The organism is Methylobacterium sp. TK31, from assembly GCF_055361545.1.
The window spans coordinates 789,036-802,528 of record NZ_CM143964.1 but is presented as its reverse complement, the minus strand read 5'-3'; the positions used below and the strand labels follow the sequence as shown (position 1 = coordinate 802,528).

General features: G+C 69.6%; 9 protein-coding genes. 2 read left to right on the top strand and 7 right to left on the bottom strand.

Annotated features, from left to right (window positions below):
• Positions 1-64: 64 nt before the first annotated feature.
• The gene (locus ACXJY8_RS03585) at positions 65-1,201 is read left to right on the top strand and encodes a lytic murein transglycosylase (protein ID WP_463780340.1); all 1,137 of its coding nucleotides are present in this window, start codon (positions 65-67) and stop codon (positions 1,199-1,201) included.
• A 72-nt stretch (positions 1,202-1,273) separates the two neighbouring features.
• Positions 1,274-2,677 (top strand): SGNH/GDSL hydrolase family protein, encoded by a 1,404-nt coding sequence (locus ACXJY8_RS03580; protein WP_463776122.1) that lies wholly within the window; start codon positions 1,274-1,276, stop codon positions 2,675-2,677.
• Between the two features lie 64 nt (positions 2,678-2,741).
• Here the strand turns inward: ACXJY8_RS03580 and gor are convergent, their stop codons facing one another.
• The 7 genes from gor to ACXJY8_RS03545 all read right to left on the bottom strand — a co-directional run bounded on the left by gor (position 2,742) and on the right by ACXJY8_RS03545 (position 13,411).
• Positions 2,742-4,139 carry a glutathione-disulfide reductase gene (gene gor, locus ACXJY8_RS03575; protein WP_463776121.1) on the bottom strand — a complete coding sequence of 466 codons (1,398 nt, stop codon included), beginning with the start codon at positions 4,137-4,139 and terminating at the stop codon, positions 2,742-2,744.
• Between the two features lie 172 nt (positions 4,140-4,311).
• Complete coding sequence (gene rpmG, locus ACXJY8_RS03570; protein WP_018044575.1) at positions 4,312-4,479, bottom strand: 50S ribosomal protein L33; 168 nt, start codon at positions 4,477-4,479, stop codon at positions 4,312-4,314.
• A 107-nt stretch (positions 4,480-4,586) separates the two neighbouring features.
• The gene (locus ACXJY8_RS03565) at positions 4,587-5,768 is read right to left on the bottom strand and encodes an MFS transporter (RefSeq protein WP_463776120.1); all 1,182 of its coding nucleotides are present in this window, start codon (positions 5,766-5,768) and stop codon (positions 4,587-4,589) included.
• 83 nt (positions 5,769-5,851) lie between these two features.
• Positions 5,852-7,126 (bottom strand): efflux RND transporter periplasmic adaptor subunit, encoded by a 1,275-nt coding sequence (locus tag ACXJY8_RS03560; RefSeq protein ID WP_463776119.1) that lies wholly within the window; start codon positions 7,124-7,126, stop codon positions 5,852-5,854.
• Positions 7,127-7,190: 64 nt separating this feature from the next.
• Positions 7,191-10,415 carry an efflux RND transporter permease subunit gene (locus tag ACXJY8_RS03555; RefSeq protein ID WP_463776118.1) on the bottom strand — a complete coding sequence of 1,075 codons (3,225 nt, stop codon included), beginning with the start codon at positions 10,413-10,415 and terminating at the stop codon, positions 7,191-7,193.
• A 699-nt stretch (positions 10,416-11,114) separates the two neighbouring features.
• Positions 11,115-11,339 (bottom strand): YbdD/YjiX family protein, encoded by a 225-nt coding sequence (locus tag ACXJY8_RS03550; protein WP_463776117.1) that lies wholly within the window; start codon positions 11,337-11,339, stop codon positions 11,115-11,117.
• 5 nt (positions 11,340-11,344) lie between these two features.
• Positions 11,345-13,411, bottom strand: coding sequence for a carbon starvation CstA family protein (locus ACXJY8_RS03545; protein WP_463776116.1), 2,067 nt, complete (start codon positions 13,409-13,411; stop codon positions 11,345-11,347).
• Positions 13,412-13,493 lie beyond the last annotated feature (82 nt).

Here is a 13,493-nt window from a genome sequence, read left to right as displayed (position 1 = left end):
GCCGCTCGTCCTCGCCGGACTGCTCGGCGCCGGCCCTGTGCAGGCGGCCGCCGCGTCTCCTCCGTTGACCGTGACGGCCGAGGCGAAGTCCCGCTTCACCGCCTTCGTCGCCGGCCTCCGGCCCGAGGCCGAGGCGCGCGGTGTCTCGTCGACGACGTTTTCGGCCGCCTTCGCGGGGTTCGCCGGGCCCGATCCCGAAATCCTCGCCCGTACGGGCAGACAGGGCGAGTTCGGGCGCCCCGTCTGGGATTACCTCGTCGGCGCGGTCTCACCCGGGCGGATCGCCCGGGGACAGGCCCAGGCCAAGCGGCTGGCGCCCGTCCTCGGCCGGATCGAGGCCCGCTACGGCGTACCGCGCTGGATCGTGCTGGCGTTCTGGGGCGTGGAGTCGGATTTCGGGGCGAGCGCCGGCAGCGTCCCGACGATCCGGGCGCTCGCGACGCTGGCGGAGGCGAAATTCCGCGGGACGCTGTTCCGCAACGAACTGCTCGCCGCCCTGACCATCCTGGAGCGGGGCGACGTCACCCCCGAGCGCATGAAGGGCTCCTGGGCCGGGGCCATGGGGCAGGTGCAGTTCCTGCCGTCGAGCTTCCTGGCGCATGCCGTCGACTTCGACGGCGACGGCCACCGCGACATCTGGGGGTCGGAGGCCGATGCCCTCGCCTCCATCGCCGCCTACCTGAAGACCCTGGGTTGGAACCCCGCCCTGTCCTGGGGCTACGAGGTCGTCCTGCCGGCCGGGTTCGACCTAGCCCGCTACCGGGGCGACCTCTCCGATTTCGCCGGGCGCGGGGTCCGGCGCACGGATGGGGCGGCCCTGCCCGCCAAGGGCGGCGCCAGCCTGTTCCTGCCCGGCGGCCTCGGCGGCCCGGCCTTCCTGATCACCGACAACTTCGAGGTGGTCCGCGCCTACAACACCTCGGATTCCTATGCGCTCGCGGTGGGACACCTCGCCGATCGCCTGGCCGGCGGACCGGCCCTCGCCGCGCCCTGGCCGGCGAAGGCCGCCCGCCTCGACAAGGCGGGGCTGCAGGCGCTCCAGTCCGGTCTGGCCGCTCGCGGGCTCTACGCGGGCGACACCGACGGACGTGCCGGGCCGAAGCTGCGCGAGGCGGTGCGCCAGTACCAGATCGCCGAGGGCCTGCCGGCGGACGGCTACGCCACGCCTGCGCTGCTGGAGCACATCCGCCGGCGCCCTTAGACCTCGGCGGCATCCTCCTCTAAGGTGTTGGCCACCCGACCGGTCGTCCGGTCCGATTGATCGAGGCATCCCATGACCTTGCCGGCATCGCGCACGGCCTGGTGTCTACTTTCCGGATTGTCCCTGCTCCTCGCCGGCGCCCTGCCGGCGGCCGCGCAGTGGGGCGATTCCTACGATGCCCCCCGCGGCGGCGACTACCAGTCGCCGCGTCGGCGGGCGCGGGACTATTACCGGGACGACGACGGCTACGGCGCCCGGCAGGCGAACCGGCGCTACGCGCCGCCGCCGCAGGAGGCGCCGCGCCAGTTCTACTGGCCCTGGGAGGACCGCCCGGCCCCCGCCCAGGTCGCGCCCGTGCCGAGCGCCCGCCCGGCGCCGCCGCGCAACCGCAGCTATGCCGACGATGGGCGCGCGGGCCACGACGACGGCCGCGCCGTCCGGCGCCGTCCCCGCCCTGCCCCGGTCGTCGCCCAGCCCAAACCCGCCGTCCCGAAGGTCGAGCCGACGACCCGCATCGCCGTGTTCGGCGATACGCTCGCAGGCCATCTCGGCAGCGGCCTGTCGAACGTGTTCGAGGACAATGCCGAGATCGGGGTGGTCGATCGCTCGAAGGCCGATAGCGGCCTCGTGCGCAGGGATGTGGTCGACTGGCCCAAGGCCGCCGAGGAATTCCTGAAGGCGAACCCGAAGACCAGCTACGCGCTGGTCATGCTGGGCTCGAACGATCGCCAGCCGATCCGCGAGGGCGACCAGACCCTCGAGCCCCTGAGCGACCGCTGGCGGACCCTCTACGCTGAGCGCGTCGATGCCCTGATCAAGGTGTTCACCGAGGCCAAGATTCCGTTGATCTGGGTCGGGGCGCCGCCCATGCGCAGCGAGTCCCTGACGAAGGACATCGCGGCGATCAACGACATCTTCCGCGAGCGCGTGGCCAAGGCCGGCCAGACCTACGTCGACATCTGGCCGGGCTTCGTCGACGACCGCAACCGCTACGCGGCGACGGGCCCGGATCTCGAAGGCCAGGAAGCGAAGCTGCGCACGGCCGATGGCGTGCACTTCACCAAGGCGGGTGCGCGCAAGATGGCGCATTTCGCCGACGTCGAGTTGAAGCGGATGATGGGTACCGGTACGCCGCCGGCCCAGCCGGCGCTCGCCGCCCCCGTGGCGGTGGCGCCGCAGCCGACGGTTGGCGGGGAGGCCGCCAAGCTCGACGATGCCGCCGCCATCGATCGCCAGATCACCGCGATGCTGCCGAGCCTGCCGGAGCCGCCGGGCATCCCGGCGCTCCCGGTCAAGCCCCTGGCCGGTCCGGTGGTCCCCCTCGGCCGTGCCGAGGTGACGCCGGGCGGCACCCTGATCAGCGGTCGACCCCGCGATGCCGATCCGTCGGGGACCGTCGAGCGCGCCCTGGTCCGTGGGGCGGCGCCCCTGCCCCAGCCCGGCCGGGCCGACGATTTCAAGTGGCCGCCCGGCTGACCGCCGGTCCATCCTCCGCCGGCCCGGGTGGCGGGTCGGACGGCGGGGCTCGGCGACCGCGCCGCTAGCCGACGCCCACCGGATGTTTCGTCACCACGGGGCTCCGCATGGTGACGAGTTCCTCGCCGGCCGTCGGATGCACCGCGATGGTGCGATCGAAATCCGCCTTGGTGGCCCCCATGGTCACGGCGATGCCCACCGCCTGGATGATTTCGCCCGCATCGTGCCCGAGCACGTGCACGCCGACCACGCGGTCGCTCGCGCAATCGACCACCACCTTCATGAGCACGCGCTCCTCGCGGCCCGAAAGCGTCGCCTTCATCGGTCGGAAGCTCGACCGGTAGACGTCGACGGCCCCGTAGAGCTTGCGGGCCACATCCTCGTTGTGGCCGACGACGCCGATCTCCGGTGTCGAGAAGACGGCGGTGGGGATGAGGCCGTGATCGACGCACCAGGGCTTCTCGCCGAACACCGTGTCGGCGAAGGCGTGGCCTTCGCGGATGGCGATGGGCGTCAGCGCAGCCCGGTCGGTGACGTCGCCCACGGCATAGATCGAGGGAACGCGGGTCTGCGAAAAGGCGTCGACGGGAATCGCGCCGCGCGCGTCCGGCTCGATCCCGACCGTGTCGAGGCCGAGGCCGGCGATGTTCGGGCGCCGGCCCGTGGCGGTCAGGACCTGATCGACCTCCAGGGTGGCGCCGTCGTCCAGGGTGACGCGGATGCCGCTCCCGGTGCGGTCCAGTCGCTCCACCGTCCGGTTGAGGCGCAGGTCCATGCGCTTGGCATAGGCTTCGCCCAGAGCGTCGCGGATCTCGTCGTCGAAGCCGCGCAGGAGCCGGTCGCCCCGGTGCAGCAGCGTGGTGCGGCTGCCCAGATGGGCGAAGACGCCTGCGAACTCCACTGCGATGTAGCCGCCGCCCACCACGAGAATGCGCTCGGGCAGGGTCTCGAGGTCGAAGACCTCGTTCGACGTGATGGCGAGCTCGGCGCCCGGGATCAGCGGCTCCTTGACCGGATGGGCACCGACCGCGACCAGGATGAACCGCGCCGTGACGCGGCGGCCCGATCCGACGAGGCGCACCGTGTGCGCATCCTCGATCACCGCCCGCTCGGGAACGATGGTGACGCCGGCCCGCCCGAGATTGGCGTCGTAGATGCCTTCGAGGCGTGTCACCTCGGCATCGCGCCGGGCCTTCAGGACGCTCCAGTCGAAGCGCGGCTCGGGCAATGTCCAGCCGAACCCGGCCGCATCTTCGAACTCGTCGGCGAAGCGCCCGGCATAGACCATGAGCTTCTTCGGCACGCAGCCGCGGATCACGCAGGTGCCGCCGACCCGATACTCCTCGGCGAGCTGGACCCGGGCGCCGTATCCGGCGGCGATGCGGGCCGCCCGGACACCGCCGGAACCGCCGCCGATGACGAACAGGTCGACGTCGAAGGTGCGGGCCAGATCGTCAGCCATGAACTCATCCTGCGGGTGTGGGCGCCGAGGGCTCTCCATCGCCTGAACGGGCCGGCACATCAACCGTCGCGTCGCCCGGGTTCCCCCGCACGACGCAAACGAAAAGGCCGCTTCTCCACGTGGAGAAACGGCCTCTAAACCACCGGTGCGGCGCGACGGGGCGCCGCCGGGCTTACTTGATCTTGGTTTCCTTGAAGTCGACGTGCTTGCGCACCACGGGGTCGTACTTCTTCATCGACAGCTTCTCGGTCTGCGTGCGGGAGTTCTTCTTCGTGACGTAGAAGTAACCCGTATCGGCGGTCGAGATCAGCTTGACTTTAACGGTGACGGCCTTGGCCATGGACGCGGCGCTCCTGTGATCGCGGCATTCCGCATCAGCGAAACGCAAAAGGGCCGGCGTTGGCCGGCTGAATACCGGCGGGTGATTGCCTCATCGGCCGGGATTCGTCAAGGCGCATCGTGTTCGGGATGGCGGACGATGCGCAGGGCGACGACGACCGCGTAGCCGAGGAACAGCAGGCACAGGCTGTAGGCGAAGCCCTGGGGTGGGGCCAGATCCATGCCGCCGCCGATGATCGGCGGTCCGAGCATCAGGCCGACATTGTAGAGCACCACGAAGGCGGCATTGGCGCCCGCGAGTTCCGGCCCCCGCACCGTCGCCCCGAGATGGGCGAGGCCCACCGTGTAGAGCGTTCCGGCGATCCCGCCCCACAGGAACAGGAGCACCAGCAGCGCGGGGAACGAGGACGAGGCGAGCGGGATCAGGCTCGAGCCGAGGGCGCCGCCGAGACCGGCCATCAGCAGCACGAGGCGCCGGTCCACCCGGTCGGCGAGCCAGCCGAAGGGAATCTGGAACATCACGTTGCCCAGCGCCAGCGCGCTGACGAGGCCGGCCGCCGTCTCGGCGTCGTAGCCGAGGCGCAGGCCGTAGAGCGGCAGGATCGCGAAGCCGCCGGTCTCCACCGCCCCGTAGACCAGGGCCGCCGCGGCGGCGGCGGGCGCGAGGCGCAGATAGGCGAGGAAGGACCGCGACGCGCCGTGCCCGATCTCCGGGGACAGGCCCCGGGCCAGCAGCAGGGGGACCAGGGCGACGAGGAACAGGCCGGCCCCGCCGAGATAGGGCGCGTAGCCCTGCGTCCCCAGGACGGCGAGCAGGGTCGGCCCGACCGCGAAGCCCAGCGCCAGCACCGTGGCGTAGATGCCCATCACCAGCCCGCGCCGCTCCGGCGGGGCCGCCGCATTGATCCAGAACTCGGAGAGCACGAACAGGGCGCCCAGGCTCGTGGAGAACACGAAGCGCAGCACGAACCACCAGGCGATGCCCTGGAGGAGCTTGAAGGCGACGAGGCAGAGCGCGCCGAGCACGATGGCGCCGACGAGCAGGGGCAGGACGCCGAGCCGGGCCGCGAGGCGTGGTACGAACGGCACGGTGAGGATGGCCGCGAGGCCGGCGACCGCGGTGTTCACCCCGATCAGGGTGCTCGACGCTCCCATGCGCTCCATCTCGATGGAGAGCAGCGGGATCGTCAGGCTGAGGCCGATGCCGACCACCGCCACGCAGGTGATGGCCGCGGCGATCGAGGCGAAGCGAGAGCGGTCGAGGGGCTCGGCGAGGCGTGGAACCGGCATGACGGGGTCCTGCGGCTCGCTTCCGCGACGCCGGGACCGCCTTGTCTACGCCGGGGGGCGCTCGCGCAACCTCCGGGCCGCCCTCAGCGCGCGGCCGATTTCAGCGGCTTGTTGTCGTTGGCCGGCGGCTTGCGCTCGATCTTCTGGCCGTCGCGCAGGTCGGCGGGCGGGCTGAGCAGGATCTCCTCGCCGCCATCCAGGCCCTGGCCGAGCTCGACGGTGGTGCCGAGGTCGCGCCGGATCGTCACCGTGCGCCACTGCGCCGTGCCGTCGTCGCGGGCGACCGCCACCTGCGTGCCGCGCTGGTTGAAGACGAGGCTCTCGGCCGGCACCCGCACGTTGGGCTCGGTGCGCGGCACCTTCAGGGTGACGTAGACGTAGAGCCCGGCCCGCAGCGCGCCGTCGCCATTCGGCACGTCGACCTGGGCCGTCAGGGTGCGCGACGAGGTCAGCAGCGCTACCGAGCTGCGCTCGACCTTGCCGGAAAAGGTCCGGTCGGCGATCTGCGGCACCTTGATGGAGGCCTCGACGCCCGGCTTCACCCCGACAGCGACGTTCTGGGGCACGTTGACCGAGACGCGCAGGATGTCGTCCCGGTCCATGGAGAGCAGGGCCGTCCCCGTTCCGTCGGCGTGGACGAGATCGCCGACATCGACGCCGCGCTGGGTGATCACGCCGTCGAAGGGCGCGATGATGTCCTTGAAGCCGGTGAGCGCCCGCAGGCGCTCCACCGTGGCGGCCTGGGCCTTGATGTTGGCCTGGGCCACCTTCACACCGGCCTCCGCCGAGGCGAGGGTCGCGGCCTGGCTGAGCACGCTGGCCTGGGAATTGTCCGCGTTCTGCTTCGAGGCCCAGCCCTGGCCGGCGAGCGTCGTGGTGCGGTTGTTGGTGACGTTGGCGAGGTTCACGTTGGCCTTGGCCTGGTCGACCATGGACTTCGCCTGCAGGAGCGCGGCCTCGAGCTGCCCCGTCTGCGCCTCCGCCTGGGCCAGCTGCTGGTCGAGATCCGGAGCGGCGATCCGCATCAGGATGTCGCCCTGGCGTACGCGGCTGCCGATGTCGACCCGGCGTTCGGCGATGTATCCGGTGGCGCGGGCGTAGAGGGCCGCCTTGGCGAAGGCGTCGGTCTGGCCCGGCAGGGTGATGTCGATCGGCTTGTCGGCCCGCTCGGCGGTGGCGGTGCGGACCACCGGCACGAAGCTGTTCATCTTGCGCTGGGTCTCGGAGGCAGCGGCGCGCCGCTCCATCTGGCCGTATCCGCCCCAGGCGAGCAGGCCGATGGCGATCACTGCGGCGATGAGGAACGGCGCCTTGCCGGGCGGCGGCGGGATGTCGGACGGGTCATGGGTCTGATGCATCACGGCTGTCCCATCCCCGAACCGGGCCTCATCCTGCCATCCATGTCCCGGACCCGCCAACGGCTCACGCGTAATCCTCCAACGGCTTGACCTCGCCCCGGCGCAGCAGGGCGTACAGGAACGGCACGAAGAGCAGCGTCGCCGGCGTGCCGATGGCGATGCCGCCCATGACCGCCCGGGCCAGGGCCGCGTTCTGCTCGCCGCCCTCTCCCGTGCCCAGCGCCATCGGGATGAGGCCGAGGAACATCGCGCTCGCGGTCATCAGCACTGGCCGCAGGCGGGTTTCGCCGGCGAGCAGGGCCGCTTCGACGACACCGCAGCCGGTGGCCTCGCGATGCTCCTTGGCGAAGGTCACCAGCAGGATCGAGTTCGCCGAGGCGATGCCCACCGACATGATCGCGCCGAACAGTGAGGGAATCGAGAACGTCGTTCCGGTGATGAACAGGCTCGCGACGATGCCGCAAAAGGCGAGCGGCAGGGCGGCCAGAACCACGAAGGGATCGCCCCAGCTCTGGAAGTTCACCGCCATCAGCAGGTAGACCGCCACCAGGGCGATCGCGAGGCCGACCTGGAGCCGGAAGAAGGCCGATTCCATGTTCTCGATCTGCCCGCGCACCGTGATCTTGTCGGGCGCCGGCAGGGCCTTCTGCTCCTCGGCGACGATCTGGCGGATCTCACTCGCCACCGAGCCCAGATCGCTGTCCTGCACCGCCGCGTAGACGTTGAAGGTCGGCTGCGTGTTGACGTGATTGATGACGGTCTGCGACCCCTCGCGGCGCATGGTCGAGACGCTGGAGAGGAGCGTCAGCACCCCCGGTGCGTCGGCGCCCCCGTTGACCAGGAGCGGCGTGTTCTGGAGCGCCGTCAGCGAGTCGTTGCGGTATTCCGGCGTCTGGACCCAGAGCTGGTAGGGGATGCCGGTCTTCGGGTCGGTCCAGAAGTTCGGGGTGACCTGGAAGGAGCCCGACAGCGAGACGTTCAACCCCTGCGCGATCTGCTGCTGCGTAAGGCCGAGCTCGGAGGCGAGGCGGCGGTCGACATCGACGAAGAATTGCGGCGTGCCGACGATCTGGTGCAGGTGCACGTCGACGGCCCCGCGCACTGCCTTGAGGCGGCGGACGATGGTCTGGGCCACCTCCAGATCCTTGGCGGTGTTGCGGCCCGAGACCTGGATGTCGATCTGCGCCAGGGTGCCGAAGTTCAGGATCTGGGTGATGATGTCCGAGGGCTGGAAGTAGAACACCACGTCGGGGAAGCGCTCGCGCAAGACCTCGCGCAGGCGCTTGGTGTAGTCCGCCACCGAGCCGTGGCCCTCCCTGAGGTTGATGAGCATCTGGCCGTCGTTGTAGGCGACGAACGAGCCGTCCGAGAACGCGAAATTGTAGTTGTTCGCCGGCAGGCCGATATTGTCGAGAATCTGGTCGATCTCGCCCTCGGGGATGACCTCGCGGACCACATTCTCCACCTGCGCGAAGACCTGTTCGGCCGTCTCGATCCGCATGCCGGGCCGCGTCCGCAGGTGCAGGGTCATCTGGCTCGAAGCGACCTGCGGGAAGTAGTCCTGACCCACGAAGACGAAGAGGCCGGCCGTGGTGGCGAAGATGACGGCCACCAGGCTCAGCGTCGCGACGCGGCGGGCGATCACGACGTGCAGCAGGCCGAGATAGCCGCGGTGGAAGCGCGCGAACCGCGCCTCGAAGCCGTGCCGGAACCAGCCTGCCAGCCGGAACACCGGTCCGCCGATCCAGCCGAAGGCGCGCGCGATGCGTCCCCGCCGCGGCGGCGCGCCCTCCCCGTGCTTGGCGTCGTATTCCCGCGCCACGAGCACGTCGATCAGCACCGGCACCAGGGTGCGCGACAGGACGTAGGAGGTCAGCATGGCGAACACGACCGCCAGCGCCTGCGGCGTGAACAGGTATTTCGGCGTGTCGGTCAGCGCGAAGACCGAGACGAAGGCGGCGCAGATCGACAGGGTGGAAATCAGCGCCGGCTTGGCGATGCCGGCCGCGCCCTCCACCACCGACTTGCGGAAGGGCTCGCCCTCCTCGAACAGCCGGTAGGTGTTCTCGATCGCCACGGTGGCGTCATCGACCAGGATGCCGACCGCCAGGGCGAGGCCACCCAGCGTCATCACGTTGATGGTCTCGCCCAGCGCCGCCAGGATCGCCAGCGAGGTCAGGATCGAGAGCGGAATCGAGACCAGCACCACGATGGTGGAGCGCCAGGAGCCGAGGAACAGCAGGATGGTGAGGCCGGTCAGGCCGGCCGCGATGATCGCCTCGTGGATCACGCCCTCGATGGCGGCCGAGACGAAGACCGACTGATCGAAGAGCGGCTTCAAACTCATGCCCTCGGGGGCGGCGGCCTGGATGTCCGGCAGCGCCTTCTTGACGTTGTTGACCACGTCCAGGGTCGAGGCGGTGCCGTTCTTGAAGATGCGCATCAGCACCGAGTGCAGGCCGTCGGCGCGGACGATGTTGACCTGCGGCGGGCCGCCGTCGCGGACGTTGGCGACGTCGCGCACCAGGATCGGCTGGCCGCCCACCACCTTGATCGGGATCTGGTTCAGGGCCTCGATCGCTTCCGGCGAGGCGTTGAGTTGCACCGGGTATTGCTGCTCGCCGATCTTGGCGAGGCCGGAGGGGATCGTCAGGTTCTGCGCCGTCACCGCGTTGGTGACGTCCAGCGCCGTCAGCCCGAGGGCCTGGAGGGCGTGCAGGTCGAGATCGACCATGATCTGGCGCGGCGTACCGCCGAAGGGCGACGGCAGGGTCGAGCCCGGCACCTGGGTCAGGCGCTGGCGGATGCGGTACTGGGCATAGTCGAAGACCTTGGTCAGGCTCTCGCGGTCAGAGGAAAGCGCGAGCTGGATCACCGGCACCGAGGAGGCCGAGAAGCGCAGGACGATGGGCGGCTGGACGCCGGGCGGCATCGTCGAGCGGATCGAGTTCATCGCCGAGACGACCTGCGCGATGGCGAGGTCGATGCTCACCGCGCCGTCGAAGTAGATCTTCTGGATCGCCGTGCCCTGGAGGGTCGTCGACTCCATCCGGGCGATGTTGTTGACGTTGTTGGAGAGCGAGAACTCCGCGTAGGTCGTGATGCGGCGCTCCATCTCGGAGGTCGACAGACCGTTATAGGTCCACACCACCACGACCACCGGGATATCCACGGTGGGCAGCACGTCCTTGGGCGCGACCACGACCGCCGCCGCGCCGCCGAGCATCATCAGTACGGCGAGGACGTAGATCGTGATGCGAAACTTCAGAGCATACTGGACGAGGCCCATGCGGCTCCCACGCGATCGCGTTCCGGCTGGTGTACCACGGTGGTCGCATGCCGGCGGCTTCTCTGTAGCCGTGACGCCGCGACGCAATCGAGGCCTGAACCCGGGTTTTTTGTTTCCGGGTGTAAATCAGCGGCTTAAGCTTTGTCGCTGCTGCCCGATTACTGTGCTGGTTTCGCCGGGGCGTTGCGGCCGATGCCGTCCGGCAACGTCCGGTGCGGACCCCTCCGGATGTTCCGTGCGCCAGTCGGCAGGCGGATTTGGCAGGCCTGTTCCCAGGTCATGGGACGGCCGCGGAGGAAGGTCGCGAGGCCCCTCGATCGGCGCTGGCGCGGCGCATCGGTTCGATCACGGGGATATCTGACGCGGTCTCGGTCGTCCCGGAACAATCCGCAGAGATCGTCGCCTGTCCGGTCGGGATCGGGATCGTCGGGCCCATCAGGCCACGCAGAGGACCAGGGCGGGGGAGGACCGAGCGTTCGCCCGCCGCCAGCAGGGCCTGCTCGGGATCGCGGGGAGGGACGTCGTCGAACGCGTCCGAGGTTTCCGCCGCGTCGATGATGTCCGATCGGAGGTATCTATGCGCCGGACCGGGTCCGTGCGCTGGAAGCGGTGTGGGCGTATCCGGAGTCCGGACCCCAGCGCCCCGCATGCAGGCCCGCCCGCCCGGTCAGCTTCTCGCAGGGCAGCGGCCCCTGGCGCTCAGCAGCAGCGGAAGCCGCTGCGGTTGCCGACGCCGAAACGGGCGTTCTCCCGGTTCCGGAAGAACTCCCGCTCGCTCATCGGCTCCTGGTCCGCGTGCGTCTTGCGGATATGGGCGGCGTAGGCGTCGTAGTCGCCCTGCCCCACCATCAGGCGGGCGCCGTCGCAGACGCATTTCGAGAAGGTCTTGAGACGGTCCCGCAATTCGGTCGACGACAGCGCCATGGGGCTTACTCCGCGGGAACGGCGGCCGGGCCGCCGCTCTCCAGGGCGGTCCAGCGATCGGCGCGGTACGCCTTCACGCAGGCCATGATGCCGAAGGTGGCGATGGCGAGCACGAGGCCGACGAACAGCACCGCGAGGGCCGCGTCGATCCGATCGTTGAAGACGATCTTGTGCATGTCGGCCATGTTCTTGGCCGGCGCCAGCACCTTGTTCTCGGCGATGGCCGCCGAGAAGCGATCGGCATGGGAGAGGAAGCCGATCTTCGGGTCCGCCGAGAAGATCTTCTGCCAGCCGGCCGTCAGCGTGCAGACGCAGAGCCACACGGTGGGGATGATCGTGACGAAGGCGTAGCGCTCGCGCTTCATCTTGAAGATCACCACGGTGGCGAGCGTCAGGGCCACGGCGGCCAGCATCTGGTTGGAGATGCCGAACAGCGGCCACAGGGTGTAGATGCCGCCGAGCGGATCGGTGACGCCCTGGTAGAGGAAGTAGCCCCAGGCGCCGACGCAGAGGGCGGTGGCCAGGATGCTGGGCGCCCAGGCGGTCGTGTCCTTGAACTTCGGCGAGACGAGGCCGAGCAGGTCCTGCAGCATGAAGCGCCCGGCGCGCGTCCCGGCATCCACCGCCGTCAGGATGAACAGGGCCTCGAACAGGATGGCGAAGTGGTACCAGAACGCCATCATCGCCTTGCCGCCGATGGCCGAGGAGATGATGTGCGCCATGCCGACTGCGAGGGTCGGCGCACCGCCGGCGCGGGAGATGATGGAGTGCTCGCCGACGTCCTTGGCCGTCTGGGCGATTTGCTCCGGCGTGATGGTGAAGGCCGGGTCGAGCTTCGTCACCGCGGCGGCGGCGCTCTCCGGCGTGGTACCGACGAGGCCGGCCGGGGAGTTCATGGTGAAGTAGATGCCGGGCTCGATCACGCTGGCCGAGACCAGCGCCATCACGGCCACGAAGCTCTCCATGAGCATGCCGCCGTAGCCGATGAAGCGGGCATCGGACTCACGATCGATCAGCTTCGGCGTGGTGCCGGAGGAGATTAGGGCGTGGAAGCCGGAGACCGCGCCGCAGGCGATGGTGATGAACAGGAACGGGAACAGCGATCCGGCCCAGACCGGGCCACTGCCGTCGACGAACTTGGTCACCGCCGGCATCTGCATGTGCGGTGCGACGTAGGCGATGCCCAGCGCGAGGCCGATGATGGTGCCGATCTTGAGGAAGGTCGAGAGGTAGTCGCGCGGGGCGAGCAGGAGCCAGACCGGCAGGATCGAGGCCACGAAGCCGTAGCCGATCAGCAGCCAGCACAGCTGCGTGCCCGTGAAGGTGAAGAACGGACCCCAGTAGGGATCGGCCGCGACGTTGCCGCCGTAGACGATGGCGAGCATCAGCAGCACGAAGCCGATGATCGAGACCTCGCCGACCTTTCCGGGGCGGATGTAGCGGGCGTAGAGGCCCATCAGCATCGCGATCGGAATCGTCGCCGCGACCGTGAACGTGCCCCAGGGGCTTTCGGCCAGGGCCTTCACGACGATCATCGCCAGCACCGCCAGCAGGATGACCATGATCATGAAGGTGCCGAACAGGGCGATGATGCCCGGGATCGTGCCGAGTTCGGACCGGATCAGCTCGCCCAGCGAGCGGCCGTCTCGGCGCATCGAGATGAAGAGGACCATGAAGTCCTGCACCGCGCCGGCCAGGACCACGCCCGCCAGGATCCAGAGCAGGCCCGGCAGGTAGCCCATCTGCGCGGCGAGCACGGGGCCGACCAGCGGTCCGGCGCCCGCGATGGCGGCGAAGTGGTGCCCGAACAGCACGTTGCGGTTCGTCGGGACATAGTCGAGCCCGTCGTTGTGCACGTGGGCCGGCGTCTGGCGGCCGTTGTCGAGCCGCATGACCTTGGAGGAGATGAAGAGCGAGTAGTAGCGATAGGCGATGAGGTAGACGCAGACCGCTGCAACCACGATCCAGAGGGCGTTCACCGTCTCGCCGCGGGTCGTCGCGACGATGGCGAGGGCCGCCGCCCCCAGCGCTCCCACGAGGGCCCAGGGCCCGTGCTTCGATACCGCACTCATGACGTCTCGCTCCAGCGACCTGTCCTTGATGGCAGGTCGTCAAGGGCTCTTCTCGCGCAAATTTTGCGGAAGGGCCAGAGGC